Below are 17563 nucleotides of genomic sequence, written 5' to 3' on the forward strand. Positions count from 1 at the left end.
CCCTCGGCCGCGAAACATTCCAACACAAAGCCACCAGGCGAATCAGGGTCACCCATGCCTATAACGAACGACGACTAGGAATCATCGACCAAGAAGACGAACCCAATAGCAACAACGACGAGCCGCCATTCTAAACACCAACCCAGGGCCGAGAATTTATACATCCCGCTCCACTGCTCTAATCGTCAATCGAGTCAACCTCGGGAAGAAGTGGTGCCAGATCAGGCAGTTCGGTGAGAGAAGCGATACCCAGCTGTTCGAGGAATAAGTCCGTGGTGGAGTACAAGTTCGCTCCACCCGGTCCTTCGGGGACCTCCGAAACCAGGCCGCGCAACGCCAATGTACGCATAACGCCGTCGCAGTTAACACCGCGGACGGCCGAAACCTGCGCTCGCGTCACCGGCTGGCGATACGCCACCACCGCCAAAGTTTCGAGGGCCGCGCGCGATAACCGCTGCTGCGTACCATCCAGAAGCTTTGACTCCACGGCCTCCGAATTCTCCCTCCGCGTGTATAGCCGAAAAGCCCCGTCGCTTTCACGCAATTCGAAGCCAGAACCTCGCGCATCAAACTCGTCCCGAATCTCCACCAACACCATCTCGATCTCGTTGGCGGGGACCACCGTGGCGTCGGTGGAAAGAACCCGCGCAAGCTCAGCAGCGGTGACCGGCTCGTCACTCACAAGCAACAGGGATTCGATGCGACTGCGCAAAAGTGAAACAGGTGCCAGAGGCACAGCGGCCGCAGACTCGTTTTCGTGGTCGTTCATGGATTCAGGTTACGTCCAGTTCGATGCCGCAACCACGGCCGGGTCCACATCCAGCCCAGTCCAGGCCACGGACATTTCCTCCAGCGGGATCTCCTGCTCGATTCCGATGGCCCGGGCCTTGTAAAGCTCCAGCAACGCCAAGAAGCGCCCCACGATAGTCATATTCAGCTCGCAATCGGCTATCAACGTACCGAAACTCACCCACCTGTTCTCACCGGCGACCTTCAATGTATTAAGAATGTGCCCAGCCTGCTCCGGGACACTCACCGCAACCTGGTGAACGTGCCCCGTATCCACACCCGAAGGCCGCGGACGGAACACAGCAGCGGCAAGTTCCGCGAAGTTGTCAGCAGTGTGACCGATCTCCACGGGAGGCAGCAGGTTCGCTTGATGCTCCTCCAGCGACAGCCCAATCGGGTGGCGCCGCGCCGCGTTACGCTGCCACTCCGCAAACATCTGCGCCACCTGCTTGTACGCCCGGTACTGCAGCAAACGGGCAAACAGCAGGTCACGAGATTCCAAAAGGGCGAGGTCCTCTTCATCCTCCACCTCACCCCGTGGAACCAGCCGCGCGGCCTTCAGATCCAACAACGTGGAAGCCACCACGAGGAACTCAGTGACCTCATCCAAATCCTCCGCGGATTTCGATAACCCCTTCGTGTACGCAATGAACTCATCGGTCACTCGTGCCAAGGCAACATCCGTGATGTCCAACTTGTGGGAGTGAATCAGCTGCAATAACAGGTCAAACGGCCCATCGAAGTTGGCCAAAGCGACACGGAAGCCAGTGATCTCCGGCTGTGTGGATTCCACCGGCTGATCCTAGGGTTGGGCGGCTACGCGCTCGATGACCTCTGCGGCAAGGTTGCGGTACTGCACTGCGCCAGATGACTTCGGTGCCCAGGTATCGATCGGCTCGCCAGCCACGGACGTTTCAGGAAACCGCACGGTGCGTGTAATCACCGAGTCGAAGACCTTAGAACCAAAGGCCTCCACTAATCGCTCCATCACCTCGCGCGAGTGCAAGGTGCGACGATCGAACATCGTCACCAGAATGCCCAAGACCTCCAGGCGGAAGTTCAGCCGATCACGCACCTTTTCTACCGTGTCCATCAGCAGTGCCAAACCGCGCAAGGAAAAATACTCGGACTCAACGGGAATGATCACAGAATCCGCACACGATAGCGCGTTCACCGTCAGCAACCCCAACGATGGCTGACAATCAATGACGATGAAATCGTAGTCGTTCATCACTGGACGCAACGCCCGCGCCAGTGCTTGTTCACGGCCAACCTCATTGACCAATTGGATCTCAGCAGCGGACAGATCGATATTCGCCGGCACCACGTCAAGCCCCTCGACTGGACTTTCGTGGATTGCATCTAGAATAGACAGCGAATTATCCACCAGCAGGTTATACACCGTAACGTCCAGCTCCTGGTGACCAATCCCCAAGCCGGCTGACAAGGCACCCTGCGGGTCCAAATCCACCAGCAAAACCTTGCGCCCGAAGGCAGCTAGAGCCGAACCCATGTTGATAGTCGAGGTGGTCTTCCCCACCCCGCCCTTCTGGTTACACATGGCAATGATGCTGGCAGGCCCATGCGATTTCAACGGCGCCGGATCCGGCAACTCCCGCATGGGCCGACCGGTCAGGCCGATCTTCTGCTCGGGCTTATCGAAAAGCGCGTCGGATTCTGACACAGTCAAGCCCTTTCCCTTGTCCTACCCTTGTCCAATAAAACCATCAACGGTAATTGCGAACTAATTACACGCTATAGATTATCAGCCACTCACACGCGGGGGTGCGAAGTGGCCCACATCTCGCGCAGGTGATCAGCGGTCACCTTGGTATAAATCTGCGTCGTCGCCACCGAGCTATGCCCCAACAACTCCTGCACAACTCGCACATCCGCCCCACCTTGCAGCAGATGCGTAGCAAACGAGTGCCGCAACGCGTGGGGCGACACCGGTGGCAAACCTGCCCTCTCTGCAGCCTGGGTCACGGCTTTAAACCCGGACTGCCGCCCCATCCGTCCGCCACGCACATTCAAAAATAGCGCCGGCGACCCCTTCTTATTCATCGCTGGTCTCGCTCGCACCACATACTGTTCTAGGGCCATCGACGCCGGGCTGCCAAGCGGCACCAGTCGCTCCTTTGCACCCTTGCCTCGCACCAAAACCATGCGCTCCCCCTGATCCACATCGTCGACATCTAGTGCCAACAGTTCACTGATCCTCGCGCCCGTGGAATACAGCATCTCCAACACCGCGCGATCCCTGATGTCTACGAGAGAGGCGGCATCGCTGTTCGGCGTGGCGTCAAGCAAGCTAATGACCTGTTCGACGGTCAGCGCCTTAGGGATTGGGGCACCCCGTTTCGGCACCGGGACTGTGGCGGCGGCGTTGCTGGCGAGGAGTTTCTCGCGCTCGCCGAAATCATGCAAACTGCGGATGCTGGCGAGTGCGCGTGCCGCACTAGATTGCGCTATCCCTTTGTGCCCTGACTGGTCCGTCTGCAACCACACCAAATACTCCTCGATGTCGTTGCTGGTGACGTTCGTAAGATCCTTGTCCCCAAGCCATTCCTGATAGCGGTCGATATCTCGCTGATAATTATTCAGAGTGTGGCTGGAGACATTGCGTTCAGTCTGCAGGTGCCGGCGCCACTGGTGAATCAGGCGGTCGTTGTTATTCACCGGACGAATTTCATGTCCTGACCCGGCTCGTGGCCACGGCGCTCGGCCATACCGGAGTGGTAGTAATAAGGCTCGCTGACATCGCGCTTGGTACCAACAGCCAAGTGGAGCAACGCGGCCACGGCAATGGAGTTTTCCACCTTGCCCATCTGCACCCATTCGATGGCTTCCTGCACGGGAACCCATCGGGTCTCGAGGTCTGCTTCTTCGTGCTCGGGATCTGGGATCTCAAAATCCAACTCGTTGAGGTCATTGGATAGGCCCTCAGCCAGGTAGATGCGCGTGAACTCTTCACAGAAGCCCGGGGACGTCACCACGTCACCCAAAAGATGCCATCGCTCCGCCACAAGGCCAGCTTCTTCCGCCAACTCGCGACGGGCTGCATCCAGTGGGTTCTCCCCGGCCATGTCCAACAACCCCGCGGGAATCTCCCATAGGTAACGGCCTACTCCGTGCCGATACTGGCGGATCAGCAGCACTTTTCCGTCCCGTACGGGAGCGATGGCCACGGCACTGAAATGCTCGACAATCTCACGGGTCATCTCACCAGTCGGACCATCGATCGTGTCCTGACGAACCGCGATGATGGGGCCATCGAACAGGACCTTAGAGGCCTTGACGGGATACTTGTCGGTGGCATCTGGATGTTGTTCGCGTGACAGGGGTTCAGTCATGACATCGAGTGTAGTGATTTTAGCGGTTATCGCGGTGTTCCAATGCCGCATCCACCAGCCCCTGGAACAGTGGGTGTGGACGGGTCGGCCTGGACTTATATTCAGGGTGTGCCTGGGTTGCCACGAAATACGGGTGCAGGTCCGTTGGGTACTCGACGAACTCCACGAGCTTGCCATCTGGTGATGTACCGGAAAACAGCAGGCCGGAGCCTTCCGTGATCTGGTCCCGGTACTGGTTGTTGACCTCGTAGCGGTGGCGATGACGCTCGGTCACATCCTCCTTACCGTACAGCCCGGCTACCACGGAACCACTGGCCAACTTCGCCGGGTAGGAACCTAAACGCATGGTGCCACCCAAGTCCGCCTCACCGGATACAGCGGCTTTCTGCTCTTCCATGGTGGAGATGACGGGCGTGGTTGCTTCGGGATCGAACTCGGTGGAGGATGCTTCTTCCAGTCCCGCCTGGCGCGCAGCTTCAATGACAATGCACTGCAGGCCCAAGCAGATACCCAGAAGCGGCAGACGGTTTTCACGGCTATAGCGAATAGCGCCGATCTTGCCCTCGATACCACGGATACCGAATCCGCCTGGGATGACAATTCCATCTACATCGGCCAATTCCTGCTCTGCGCGCGCTGGGTCTTCCAACTGGTCGGAGGCGATCCACTTAACATTGGCTTTCACCTTGGCACCAAAGCCTGCAGCGCGCACGGCCTCCGCGACGGACAGGTAAGCATCCGGCAGGTCTATGTACTTACCGACGATTCCGATGTTTACCTCACCCTCGGGCTTGTGCACGCGGTCCAGAAGCGTGCCCCATACTGTCCAGTCCACATCGCGGAATGGCAAGTTCATGCGACGAATGATGAACGTATCCAAGTGCTGCGAGTGCAGCACCTTGGGGATGTCGTAAATCGACGGCGCATCGGGGCAGGCGATAACGCCCTCTTCCTCAACGTCACACATCAGTGCGATCTTGTCCTTCATGGACTGCGGAACATCGCGGTCAGCGCGCAGCACCAGAGCATCCGGAACAATACCGATGGAGCGCAATGCAGCCACGGAGTGCTGGGTTGGCTTGGTCTTCAGCTCGCCCGACGGCGCCAAGTACGGAACCAAGGAAACGTGGATGAACACAATATTCTCGCGGCCCACCTCGTGGCGCACCTGACGGGCTGCCTCAAGGAAGGGCTGGGATTCGATATCTCCCACGGTGCCACCGATTTCGGAGATCACAACATCGGGAACCACACCCTCTTCGTCAGGATTGGCCATGGCCAAGACGGAGCGCTTGATCTCATCGGTGATGTGAGGAATAACCTGCACGGTCTTGCCTAGGTACTCACCACGACGCTCCTTGGCGATCACGTTAGAGTACACCTTGCCGGTGGTGACGTTGCCGGTGGCGGACAGGTTGCGATCCAGGAAGCGCTCGTAGTGCCCCAGGTCCAGATCGGTCTCTGCGCCGTCTTCAGTGACAAACACCTCGCCATGCTCAAACGGATTCATGGTACCGGGGTCCACATTCAGGTACGGATCCAGCTTCTGCATCGTCACGCGCAAACCCCGGGCGGCGAGCAGCTGACCCAAGCTGGCAGCGGTCAAACCCTTGCCCAGCGAGGACGCCACGCCACCGGTTACGAAAATGAACTTGGTCTTACGTTCTGAATGGCCGTTCGACATGGCTGCTCCCGATAGATCCGATTTACTCAAGCCTCGTCACAAGCGGGAAAACAAAAATCCCGCAGGTGCTTACCTACGGGACTTCAGCCTAACACATGGTTGTAATTATCCGTCATTAGCGCTGGCAGCAGCAGCATTCTCCGCAGCACCGAAGTGCCCTGAGCGCCCCTTGACCTCGCGGGCGAGCCCCTGCACCACCGTGATCCGCCCTGCCACACTATCGACGTTGTCCACCGTGCTGAACGCATCTGCGTACTCAGCCTTGCCACGAACGATGCCGATGGCACCGTTCTTTTCCGCGCTCTGCGGCTGGCCGGCCAAAACCACGTTCTTCATCGCTTGATCCACACCCGCACTGAAATCGGCGAGGAAATTCGTTGCGTAATTCCCGTTATCGGCATCGTCCGCCCGGTTACCCGTGATGATCACGGCAGCCTCCGCAGCCTTCGGAGCCTCACCGTCATACTTGATGTAGTCGGCTTTCTTCAGACTGCCAAACACCACGCCACGGTCCGTCTCGCTCGCGGCCTTGCTTCCAGACTTCAACGCTGCGCCCAGCAGCTGGCCGGCGTGCATGCCTGGGGTCAGGTTCTTCTCGGACAACTTGGCCCCTGCTGGCAGCGAGTTCGCGGCAATCGACTTGATGTCGTCGCCACTGTTTGACCGCACGGCTTTATCTGTTAGAGCCACACTGCCCGTTAGCTTCGCGCCCGCTTGCCGCAGGAGCCGGCGGGTGGCTTCCACATCGGAGCGCGGGGCGTCGTCGGTATAGATAAGAACCACAGACTTACCATCAAGCTTGCTGCGAACAGCAGAACTTGCCACATCCTCAAGAACGGCATCACTGGCCTTGTTCTTGCCTTCGGCAATCTCGCGGGCGCTGGTCTGCTCCTCCAGCTCACGGTGGGTGGCAGAACCCGTGCTGCTGGGGCCACCCGGGACATTCGGCGCAAGCGCGTAGAAACCTAAAGCGGTGCCCGCAGCCAATCCAAGGCCCAGACCCGCGATCACTCGGGATTTACTCAATGGAAGGATCCTCCCTAATTCTTGAAGAGGTCCTGGAAGCTCAATGCAATGCCGTTCCAGGTATCGATGAGATTATCCACAAATCCCTGATCCCCGCTAAATCCAGCTATCGCGATAATAACCACGATAGCCAGCAACACGCCCAAGATCGCCCACAGCCAGCCGCTGCCGGACTTGGACACCCGGTACAGCTCGGCGACGGCGGTGGAATCGACAAGTCGGGAGCCGACCTTCAAGTGGGTGAGCATCGCAGAAGGGGTCTCGGGATCGTGAGCTTGGGAGAACAGGGTATCCAGATTGAGGTTCTCACCGAGGTGAACGACCATGGACGCGCCATGGTACTCCGCCAGCAGCAGCGCCAAGTGAGTGGGGTTGCTCGTCGCAGCGGGGAATGTCATCGCGCCCACGCCGAGGTCCTGAATACGCTCCAAACCGGGTGCGTGCCCGTCCGGACCGGCGGGCAGGACCACCAACGCGCCGGAACGCAGGGTGTTCGTCGCAATGGTCTCGGGGTCGCCGACGATGATCCGTGGCTTGTGCCCCTCGGCCAGTAGTTCGTCGGCCGCAGCACCAACCCCGATGATGATCGGGTCATACTCGCGGATAAAGTAGCGCAGATCCTTCAACTTCTCGTGTAGCCGCGGATCTGGGCTGACCACCAGCACCTTGCGGTCGTCCATGTCCACATCGACTTCCGGAATGCCCAACCCGTCGATAAGCAGCGGGGACTCACTCCGCACAAACTCCGCCGTGTTGCCACTAAGGGCCTCCATGTGATCGCCCAGGGAATCGCGGGCCTCGTCGAAACGCTCCATTGCGGTATCGAGGTCCAGCTCATCACCACCGCCGATGGACCGGTCACCGTAGAAAACCTTGCCTTCATCGAGGCGCGCTTTCTTGCCGTTTTTGACCTTGCGAGCCACTTCGTCATCGGCATTTTCCACCAGGATAATCCCGGAATCCAGCATCATCTGCGGACCGAAGTTCGGTACGCGACCGGTGGTGAAGGGCGCGACGTTCACAACTGCACCTACCTGGGCATCGATGAAGCGCTGCGCCATCGAGCGGTTGATATCAGGTTGGTTGATGACGGCGATGTCACCAGCGCCCAACTTCCCCTTGGTGAGGTTCTTGTGAATCCCCTTGGGGCCAGTGAGGTCGCGGGTGGCACCGATGAGGCCGGGCTGGTCGGAGCGGGATCGAGTCATGGCGCCTATTGTGGTGCCGCTGTGACTGATGTTGTTGTAGGCGCGCCGGGTTGCGCGGCTATTTCCCAGTAATCACCTTCCGCACGGTCCTCCGCTTCTGCTGCCGTCCCATGAACTGCCGAGCGAAATACTCGCGGTCGGACTTGCTGAAGTTGAATACCTTGGCGCTGGCTTTGGTTGCTGTGCCTCTACCGCCGACGCCCATCGCTCCCCGCGCGCCCGCCGATGATTGTGTGCCCGAGCCAACCGGGGCTGCGCCGAACGCGCCGCGCACCACGTTGGACTGGCCGACGGTCTGGGCAGCATATGGTAAACGGGGCACGCGAGGGGAACCGGCGGCGCGTCCCGCGGTTGGATTGGTGCCTCCCGCTGCAATCGCACCGGAGGATCCCAGCGGAGACGGCCCAGACACACCCCGGACGATCCCCGTAGCTCCGCCCGCTGGTGGTGTCGCGCGCGGAGCGGAAAGCGGGGTGACGTTCGATACAGTCCGAGAAACGGGCTGCGCGGATTCGGGCGCAGGCGCAGGGCCAGCCGTTGCAGGCCGGACGGACGCGACCTGAGCATTGGCCGTCGGCGCGGGTGACACGAGGTGCAGCGGAGCCCCGGCGGACGGCGCGTGCGCTGCGACAGGTGCACCTGTTGCGGGTGTGAGATGGGGAGGGCTGGGTGGCGTCGAGACAGGGGAAGTAGCAGCGCTAGCCGGGGTGGCGACAACCTGCGACGGTGACCCGTGACCGGCCTGGGCCGCAGCATGGGAGGCATGGTGAGCCATGGTGCCGGTGGCGGTTGGTGCAGCAGATTCGGTCGTCCCGTTGATGGTGTTGATGACGGCGGGTGCGGAAGAGTCGCCGAATGCACCGGCACTCAATGTGCCGCCGCCAGAGCGGATTGTGATGGGCACACCCAGATTGGATACGGGTGGCTTGACTAACTCAAGCGAGGGTTGCAAGTGCGATGACACGAACGATGCCACCGCGGCTTGCTCGGCGGCGAGGCGCTCAGCGGGTGAGGTGATCAGCGCGGTGCTGGCCTGGATTGAGTGCAGAGCGGCGAGGTTGGTGGCGCGGATGGTGGGGAATTGCCCCACGGAAGCGGCCATTGTCATGGTGTTGGCGCTGACCACGGTGCCGAGTTTGACGAGGTCGCCGATGGCAGCGCGGGCGGCGTCGAAGGAGGTCCCCTGTGCACTGGCGGCGATCATGTTGGACGCGTTGTTAAGGCTGGCCATGGCGGTGCCGAGTTGGCGGCCTGCGTCACTCCAACGCTTCGCAGCGAGGAGCGGAACGGAATCGTCGCCTTGAAAGGCCGCGATGAGTGCGGCCAAGGGTGTTGTGGCTTCGCCTGCTGCGATGGGAACGTTGTAAATGAGGTTGTCTATTTGACGTTCCGCGTTGCTGGGTAATTGCAACTGATGCTCGGAGGCATTGCGTGTGACGTGAGAATGGACGCTATCTAGAGAGGCTTTGGATAATTCTTCTTGGAGTTCGAACCCCGAAATATGGGCGGCGAATAAGTGGTGAACCCATTGGATGCGTTCGCGAATGTTTTCAATGGTATCCACCCCAGACCCTGATTGGCCAGCCCAGATGGATTGGTGCTGCGCGAAGGCCGTGTTTATTGATGGGACGGTGGTGAATGGCGCAGTAAGAACCGTAGAAGCATTGATCAACCGCTGAACTTTCTGGGCCACATTATTTAACTGCTTCTGCACTCCAACTAGTGCGACGATATCAAAAGTAATCATTTTCCCCCCTGTATATCTAGTTCACAATATTTTCAACTACCTGCGTCAGAACCGCAGTCCGATAGCAGGCGTTCGACAGAGAAACACCCGTTTCCATGTCTGCAACCAAAAACGTCTTGAAAGTATCTCGTTTCAATCGATGTTGTGCCGCACATTGGAAATCAGGTAGATGTCGGTTGTTCTCCACCACTTCGTAATGCTCAAACGGCCAATTAATAGACTGACCCATAATCTTCGAAAACCCGTTGGGTTTGACTGAGTACATGAGAATCAGCGTTTTCAAATCTGATTCTAGTGGCCCGGTGAGCGACAAGCTCCAGTAGCAATCGCGCAACCCAGAGTCGTTGGCGCCGACCTCAGCAAACTCAAACCCCACGTCCTTCATTCGTAGCTGCATCTGCCGGGAACACAGGTCCGGCAACCCCCAAAATGCTTTGTCCGCTGTGCCCGGGCCCAGCTTCGGAATATCACCCCCTTTGCCGATGTATTTCTGCGATTTCCAAACGTATCTGTCCCAGGGGTCCGCAGGTTCGGAGTCGAACCACAGCCCCTCATGCCCCGCCGGCCGAGCCCCCTCGCCGGCGGGTCTCCCCTTCTCCTGTGCTCCTGGCCGCCCAGATGAGGAATCATCTGCGCCTCCAGTTCCGCGTCCAGTGCCAGCCCCAGAGCTACCACTTTCCCCTTTCGGATCATGCGCCTGCCCCTCGCGTGCACGAGTCGATTCCCCGAAACGATCCCCCATGGTCGTCTCCGCGCCCGACATCGCGTCCTCAAGAGACACACTGCAGCCACTCAACGCAACAACCGAGATTGTGGCAACGCAAGCCACTGCAGCGCCCCCAAAATATTTCCGCATGAAGCATCCTCTTACTTGGTGGTTTCATTCCCAGCTCCAGCTCCCCACCGCTGGCCAAGCTCAATCCCGCAACTTAACCACAGCAGTAAAACTGCACTGGCAGGCACTCGTCCCCGTAACTCCAGTCAGTCCCACCAACACGAACTTCCTGGACTACCCGAACACCTGGCAAAGCTTGCTCCTGCCCCTAGCGACTATCGCCTGCTTTACATTGCCAAACTATACACAGCTTGCTTTACGCTATCACTGCATTTTTCGCAGAAATGAAGCCACAAAACCTCTGCATAGCAAGCCCCCGCTCCACATCTGCAGTCTCAGGTGCAAAAACACATTAATGTAAGTAGAACTAACTTAGCGAAAATTTTTTTAAAAAATCTAAAGCTCAGCCTTAGCTTCACGCGCCATAGACAGCAGCTCTTCTGCATGGGCCCGGCCCGTTTCGCTTTCTAGGCCCGCCAACATGCGCGACAGCTCTTCCGTTCGCTCCTCCGCGGACAGAGTCCGAACCGAAGACGATACCGAGTCCTCGCTGGCGGCCTTGGAGACATACACGTGGGCGTCGGCGAAAGCAGCAACCTGCGGCAAGTGGGTAACCACGATGACCTGGTTGTCCACAGCTAGCCTGGCCAACCTCCGCCCAATCTCCACAGCGGCCTTGCCACCCACTCCGGCATCAACCTCGTCAAAGACCATCGTGCGCCCCTTGCCCGCCAAAATGACCTCTAACGCCAACATCACACGCGAAAGCTCGCCACCGGAAGCCGAAGCCGCCAGCGCCGTATCGTGCCCGCCCTGAATCAGACGGAACTCCACCTCGTCCAACCCGTGCGCGTTCGGCTCCCCCTTGGTGATATCCACACGCACCTTAGCTGACATGTGCAGCCCGCGAATCTCCTTCGTCACAGCCTCACCGAACTGCTTCGCGACTTTCGCCCGAGTCTTAGACAGCTTTTCACCCACCGTCATCATCGCAGCCCGAGCTGCCTCGACCTTCGCTGTCAGCTCCTCGATCGCCGCGCCGGACACGTCGATGGTCTCCAACTTCGCCCGTGCCTCATCGCGCCACGCAATCGCACCGTCCACATCCACGGCAAATTTCCGCAGCTCCCGCAACTGCTGCTGACGCTCCAACAACTGTTCCAGCGAATCCGGATCCGGCACGTCCAGCATCGCCTGGCCTAGCTCCATGGCCACATCGCTCAACTGGGCTAGGATCTCCTGCAACCGATCAGCCAGCACCGCTAACTGCTGGTCATTCCCCGCCGGCCCATTCGTCAACGCGCTCGTGGCCTGCCCCAGCAGATCGCTCGCACCCGCGATTTCCGGGTCGTCCTCATCACCATCAATAGCCCCCAGGGCCTGCTGCAACGCCATTCGCACATCATCGGCGTCCTGTAAGCGCTGAATGGAAGCCTTAAGCTCCTCATCCTCACCGGGTTGCGGATCGATCTCGTCAATCGTCTCCACGGCCCGCTGCAGCGTCTCCGCCTCGAGCGCCAATTCCCTCTTGGCCTCCAGCCGTCGCTTTAGGTCGGCTGCTTTTTGTTTCCAGTCCTTGCGCTTTTCTTTATACGACGCCACGAGCTCCCCCACCCCGGCAAACTCATCCAGCGCGTGCAACTGGCGAACGCTATCCAGCAACCTCAACTGGTCATTCTGGCCGTGAATCGTAATAACGTGCCCAGCGAATTCCCCCAACACACCCGCGGCCACCGTCTTGCCCGCCAAATGTGCCCGAGACCTGCCGGCCGCGGTCACGGTACGAGAAGCAATAACCTCGCACCCATCCACGTAACCACCGATGTCTTCTACCATCGCAGCCACCTCGGCGGAGTCTGTGGCGAAAATGCCCTCCACACTGGCTTTATCCGCGCCCGCACGCACCCGGGAGGCATCCGCGCGATGGCCCGAAAGCAACCGCAGACTGGTCACTACCATGGTCTTCCCGGCGCCGGTTTCACCCGTCACGACGGTTAACCCATCAGAAAACTCGGCTTCGGCCTCGGCGATCACACCGAGGTTGCGAATGTGAATCTCAGACAGCATTTAGTGGCGGGGACCCCTCCAGCCCGTCACGGGCAGTCGGAATTTGTGCACCAAGCGATCGGTAAATGGTGCCGAGTCCAAACGAACCCAACGCACGGGCTGCGGCCCACGGCGGATCTCCACCCGCGCGCCCGGGGGCATGTGGATCTGACGGAAACCATCCATGACCACGGTCGCAGGCGACGTGCTGGGGTTAGTTTCCACCGCAACCATAGAATTCGGTGATACAACCAGTGGCCGGCTAAACAAAGTATGCGCATTGGACGTCACCACAAGGATCGCATCCAACTCCGGCCACAGCACAGGCCCGCCCGCACTGAAGGCGTAGGCGGTGGAACCGGTGGGCGTCGACACAAGAACGCCATCGCAGCCGAAAGATGACACGGGGCGTTCATCGACTTCCAAAATGGTATCCAACACACCTTGGCGGTTGAGGTTTTCCACCGAACATTCGTTGAGCGCCCACCCCGTGCCCAGCACGCGGCCATCCATATCGCGGGCTGTAATCGATAAGGTCATGCGATCTTCCACGCGGTAATCCTTAGCGATGACCCGCTCGATGGCCTCCTGCAGGGATTCCTGCTCCCACTCCGCCAAGAAACCGATGTGCCCCATATTGATACCCAGCACCGGCACATCCGCCGCGTGAGCGATATCAGCTGCGCGCAAGAACGTACCGTCGCCACCTAGCACCAACACCATTTCCACACCGGTCGCGGCTTCCGTAGTGTGGCCGTAGCGCTTGAAACGACCCAGGATCTCGTGGCGCGCGACAGGCGCCGGATCGGCCGTGGCCATCACGCGGACATCAATACCCCCCTCCTGCAGACGCGATGCCGCCTCAGCTGCTAACCCCAGGTTTTCGTGTACACCAGTGTGTGCGACGAGGAGTACCTCGCGTTGTGGTTTTTCGGTCATTGCGGACCCTCCTTCACTGCTTGGCGCACCATGGTGACGAGCTCTTCATCGGTCGGCGCGCTGGCCCCGCCATCCTTGACCAGCCAGAGGAAGTATTCCACGTTCCCGCTCGGTCCAGGAAGCGGAGAAGCAACCGCACCCTTCGTAGATAAACCATACTTCATTGCCTCCCGCGCCACAGTTAGCGTGACTTCTTCCCGCAGCTCGGGGCTGCGAACTACACCCCCGTGGCCCAGCCGATCCTTACCCACCTCAAATTGGGGTTTTACCATGGGCAGCAAGTCCGCCCCATCGCGCATGCACGCAGCAATGGCCGGTAAAACCAGGGTTATGGAGATGAAGGACAGATCCCCAACCATCACATCGGCATGCCCACCCAGAATGTCCGGCGTGAGGGTTCGCACGTTGGTGCGGTCGTGGACATCCACGCGGCTGTCATCCTGCAAGCGCCAAATGAGCTGGCCGTAGCCCACATCCACCGCAGCTACTTTGGCTGCCCCTCGGTCTAGGCACACGTCCGTGAAACCGCCCGTGGAGGCCCCCGCGTCCAGCACGAACTTCCCCTCCACGGCCAATCCGCGAGGTTCGAATGCACCCAAGGCACCCAACAACTTGTGCGCGCCGCGACTGGCCCAGCGATCGTCTTCGGATTCCGCCACCTTGATCGACACCTCACCAGTCACACCGGTCGCTGGCTTCGTTGCCTTCATCCCGTTAACGGACACTCGCCCAGCCTTGATCATCTCTTGGGCGTGCTCCCGGCTGCGCGCAATCTTCCGCTTCACCAGCTCGGCGTCCAACCGCTGTAGTTTGGATCCCTTTTTCCCCATGTGCTTGTGTGTTCTACTCGTCCTTCTCGCGCGCCCGGCTAGTTGCTGCCCAAAGCGTGGTTCACGACCCGGTGTGCTTCTTCCAGCACGGCGGCTTCGTCGCTGCCGTCAACGTTTTTAGCCAATAGCTCATCAACCGTTCTTGCTAGCTCGCTGGCTTTTTGTTCTGGGGTTTTGTTTTCTTGTTCCCGTCGACGCCCCGCTTGCTCCGCCACCGCCGCCGGTGATGGGGGCTGGGGGCTAGCGTTCATGTGGTCCACGGGATTTGTCCTTTCAAGTCACGTTAGTGGCTGGCGCTGACATTGCTTAGCGCCATGCGTCGATAGCAGCCCGCGCACTCGCGCCATCCCCATTGATAGTAATAGCCTCCACGGACACACCCGCATCAACTTGTTGCCACACGATCGGGGCCACAGCAGCCAGTGCCTCCGCGGCCATGACGTTGGTAGGTCCTTCTTCACCGGCAGTGACGAGAATCTCGGCCCCGCCGGATTGCCGCAGGTTGGCAGACCATCCAGGCAGGTGATCACGCATGTTCGCAGCAATATACGTCGGGCGCTCCCCGGGGGCTGCCGCCAGAACATCTCGGTGGGTCGACACACCGGTGACGGTACATAACGTAGGCAATCCTGCGTTGTTGCCACCGGCGATATCGGTATTGAGTCTGTCACCGATCACCAACACATCACGACCTTCAAACTGGGGCATGCAAGCCTCGAACATGGTGGGCTGGGGTTTGCCAGGGGCGTCAGGTACCACCCCCGTGGCATTCGTGACAGCCGCAACCATAGAGCCATTACCCACCATAAAGCCCCGCTCGGTGGGGAGGGTGGAGTCAAGGTTGGACGCGATGTACCGAGCACCCCGCTGGATCGCCAGCGCACCTTCGGATAGGCGGGCCCAGTTATTGTCGGGGCTGTGGCCGTGCAACACCACGGCTGGGTTGTCGTCTGCGGAGTCCACGACGACGAGGCCGGTCTCCCGAGCCAGCTGTTTAAAGGAGTCCGCACCGATCACGAAGACGTTGGGTGGCACGCCATCGCTGTCGTCAAGAACCGACCGGGCCATAAGGCAAGCGGCCATCGCGGAGGTCATCACCTGGTTTGGTGAAGTGGGAAAACCCAATTCCGTGAGGTGCTCAGCCACTTGTTGTGGAGAGCGGGATGCGTTATTGGTGATGTATGCGACTTGGTGACCCGCCAAGCCCTCCTTGGCGCCGTCAACCGGGCGGTTGCCTTCAAAAACTGTGCCGTCTAGATCGACCATGAGGCCCTGGTACTCGCGCAGAATTGGGTGCATAGCGGTTTACTCGGTATCGTCTTGGCCGCGACGACGGGAGATCTCCTCTAAACGATCCTCGATGTCCAAGAACTTCTCCTCGTCCAGCTGGCCAGCCTTCGAGAACCACTCGTAGGCTTCGTCCAGGCGGTTGAGCTCCACCAAAGCGTCGGCGTAGGCATAAAACAGGCGCATCTGCGTAATCTGTGGGGCGCTGCTGTTATCCAGCTGACTCTCTAGCGCCAACACCGCATCTTCGTACTGGGCCATATCGGAGTGCGCACCGGCGACAACGATGGCCAATTCCACCTGGGATTCGGCATCTAGCTCAGAAGGGTCAAACTCGTTAGCAACCTCGAGCGCCTTGTCCGGGCGCCCCAAGCCGCGCTCTGCATCTGCCAATACCGCTAGCATGCCGGGGCCACCCGACATTCGGCGAGCAGCACGAAGTTCTGCGATAGCTTCTTTCCACTCTCCTGCATGGTAAGCGGCGATGCCACAGGTCTCGCGGGCTACAGCCACACGACCAGCACGATCCTTCGCGGCCCGAGCGTGCGCGAGAGCTTCCTTTGGCTTTTCATCCAGCAGCAGTGCGGTCATGATCAGGTGTTTTGCGACCATATCGGCATTGTCCTTGGACAAGCTGCGCAATTCCTGGCGCACCGAAGGGTCCAGATCCTTCGGGTCAATGTCGTTAGGCACCGAAGGCTCGTTAATCCGCTTGTTGATCCGCTCCTCACGGTACCCACTGCGCTGGGGTCCGGCGTGGTGGTGGCGCTCACGCTGTTGCTGTCCACCGCGGTTGGACTTGAAGCCCCCGCGGTTGCCTCGGCGTTGTTCGCGGTTGCCGCCGCCCTCTTCATTCCGACGCCCCCCGCGCCCCCCTTCCCGGTTCTCATCCCGGTTTCGGAATCCCCGGTCCCGGTTGTCACCGCGGCGCCCATCGCGCCCGCGGGACCCAAAGCCCCGGTTGGAACCGCCACGTGGGCCACGGCCGCCGCCGCCTTGGCGACGGGAACCGTCGGAGTATTCAGACATAGGATCAAGAGCCTTTCAATACATTTAAAAACTGGCAGGAGATAGCCACGTACAATACTTCCCATTGTAGATGGAAAACAGTCGTCGATTGGCGAAGGCTCCTGCTTAGCCGGCCCGCTCTGCATACGCGAGCGAACATAAAATGAGTGTGGTGGTGCGGCACCGCCAACGATCAACACCTAAAACCGACACCCCACCCCACACGCTCGAAAGAGTGTGATCGTGCGACACCGCCAACGATCTACCCCACACACCCACCCATGGGCAAAAAAGAGTGTGACGATGCAAAGCATGCCACCAACAACACCACGTTGCTGACAACACACCCCACACCATCACACTCAACACACACAAAAAAGTTTTAAATGCCGGCGGCGACCTACTCTCCCACACCCTCCCGAGTGCAGTACCATCGGCGCGGATAGGCTTAGCTTCCGGGTTCGGAAAGGGACCGGGCGTGACCCCATCGCAAAAACCACCGACAAACCAACAACAGGAAACAAACAACACACCCAACCACCCACAAACAAACGGGGTGCTGGTATGCCGTAGTGTCCCAGACACTGCATAACAGACGCGAGCCCACCCACACAGGCAGCTACACACAATAGATCTTCAACGACACAACTAGTATCACACGCTTTTCTGCGACTCACAACCACACCACACGGTATGGACTGTGCGTGTACCACACCAACCATCATCACCAACCACACACCAACACACCACCAGGTAGCGTGCTACGTGAACCAGCCGGTCACGGGTTATCATGTTTAGTTTCGGTCAATTA

Annotated in this window: 16 protein-coding genes and 1 rRNA gene; all 17 read right to left on the reverse strand. The window is 59.5% G+C overall.

Annotation, left to right across the window (positions count from 1 at the left end):
* Positions 1 to 178: 178 nt before the first annotated feature.
* Positions 179 to 769, reverse strand: a complete 591-nt coding sequence (gene scpB, locus HMPREF3098_RS00275; protein ID WP_070433557.1) for an SMC-Scp complex subunit ScpB — start codon at positions 767 to 769, stop codon at positions 179 to 181.
* 9 nt (positions 770 to 778) lie between these two features.
* Entirely contained in the window at positions 779 to 1582 is an 804-nt protein-coding gene (locus HMPREF3098_RS00280) for a segregation and condensation protein A (protein WP_070433558.1), read from the reverse strand.
* Positions 1583 to 1591: 9 nt separating this feature from the next.
* A complete protein-coding gene (locus tag HMPREF3098_RS00285; RefSeq protein WP_371440925.1) occupies positions 1592 to 2410 on the reverse strand; it encodes a ParA family protein in 819 nt (272 codons plus the stop codon).
* 152 nt (positions 2411 to 2562) lie between these two features.
* Complete coding sequence (gene xerA, locus HMPREF3098_RS00290) at positions 2563 to 3468, reverse strand: site-specific tyrosine recombinase/integron integrase (protein WP_070433559.1); 906 nt, start codon at positions 3466 to 3468, stop codon at positions 2563 to 2565.
* The gene (locus HMPREF3098_RS00295; protein ID WP_070433569.1) at positions 3465 to 4142 is read right to left on the reverse strand and encodes an NUDIX domain-containing protein; all 678 of its coding nucleotides are present in this window, start codon (positions 4140 to 4142) and stop codon (positions 3465 to 3467) included. Before HMPREF3098_RS00295 ends, xerA begins: the two co-directional genes overlap by 4 nt.
* A 19-nt stretch (positions 4143 to 4161) precedes the next feature.
* Positions 4162 to 5826, reverse strand: a complete 1665-nt coding sequence (locus HMPREF3098_RS00300; RefSeq protein ID WP_070433560.1) for a CTP synthase — start codon at positions 5824 to 5826, stop codon at positions 4162 to 4164.
* Between the two features lie 105 nt (positions 5827 to 5931).
* A complete protein-coding gene (locus HMPREF3098_RS00305) occupies positions 5932 to 6852 on the reverse strand; it encodes a copper transporter (protein ID WP_070433561.1) in 921 nt (306 codons plus the stop codon).
* Positions 6853 to 6866: 14 nt separating this feature from the next.
* On the reverse strand, positions 6867 to 8060 hold the full coding sequence (gene steA, locus HMPREF3098_RS00310; protein ID WP_070433562.1) for a putative cytokinetic ring protein SteA: 1194 nt from the start codon (positions 8058 to 8060) through the stop codon (positions 6867 to 6869).
* A 58-nt stretch (positions 8061 to 8118) separates the two neighbouring features.
* Complete coding sequence (locus HMPREF3098_RS00315) at positions 8119 to 9807, reverse strand: hypothetical protein (RefSeq protein WP_070433563.1); 1689 nt, start codon at positions 9805 to 9807, stop codon at positions 8119 to 8121.
* A 16-nt stretch (positions 9808 to 9823) separates the two neighbouring features.
* Positions 9824 to 10588 (reverse strand): hypothetical protein, encoded by a 765-nt coding sequence (locus tag HMPREF3098_RS00320; protein WP_141739602.1) that lies wholly within the window; start codon positions 10586 to 10588, stop codon positions 9824 to 9826.
* A gap of 450 nt (positions 10589 to 11038) precedes the next feature.
* Positions 11039 to 12709, reverse strand: coding sequence for a DNA repair protein RecN (recN, locus tag HMPREF3098_RS00325; protein ID WP_070433565.1), 1671 nt, complete (start codon positions 12707 to 12709; stop codon positions 11039 to 11041).
* Positions 12710 to 13627, reverse strand: a complete 918-nt coding sequence (locus HMPREF3098_RS00330) for an NAD kinase (RefSeq protein ID WP_035115069.1) — start codon at positions 13625 to 13627, stop codon at positions 12710 to 12712.
* On the reverse strand, positions 13624 to 14457 hold the full coding sequence (locus HMPREF3098_RS00335; protein ID WP_070433566.1) for a TlyA family RNA methyltransferase: 834 nt from the start codon (positions 14455 to 14457) through the stop codon (positions 13624 to 13626). The genes HMPREF3098_RS00330 and HMPREF3098_RS00335 overlap by 4 nt, the downstream gene beginning before the upstream one ends.
* A gap of 38 nt (positions 14458 to 14495) precedes the next feature.
* On the reverse strand, positions 14496 to 14708 hold the full coding sequence (locus HMPREF3098_RS00340; protein ID WP_070433570.1) for a hypothetical protein: 213 nt from the start codon (positions 14706 to 14708) through the stop codon (positions 14496 to 14498).
* A 55-nt stretch (positions 14709 to 14763) separates the two neighbouring features.
* A complete protein-coding gene (locus HMPREF3098_RS00345) occupies positions 14764 to 15756 on the reverse strand; it encodes an HAD-IA family hydrolase (protein WP_070433567.1) in 993 nt (330 codons plus the stop codon).
* Positions 15757 to 15762: 6 nt separating this feature from the next.
* Positions 15763 to 16773 carry a tetratricopeptide repeat protein gene (locus tag HMPREF3098_RS00350; RefSeq protein WP_070433568.1) on the reverse strand — a complete coding sequence of 337 codons (1011 nt, stop codon included), beginning with the start codon at positions 16771 to 16773 and terminating at the stop codon, positions 15763 to 15765.
* Positions 16774 to 17139: 366 nt separating this feature from the next.
* A 5S ribosomal RNA gene (gene rrf, locus HMPREF3098_RS00355) occupies positions 17140 to 17256 on the reverse strand.
* Between the last annotated feature and the right edge of the window lie 307 nt (positions 17257 to 17563).

It is taken from the genome of Corynebacterium sp. HMSC28B08, assembly GCF_001806865.1.
GTDB classification, from domain to species: domain Bacteria; phylum Actinomycetota; class Actinomycetes; order Mycobacteriales; family Mycobacteriaceae; genus Corynebacterium; species Corynebacterium auriscanis.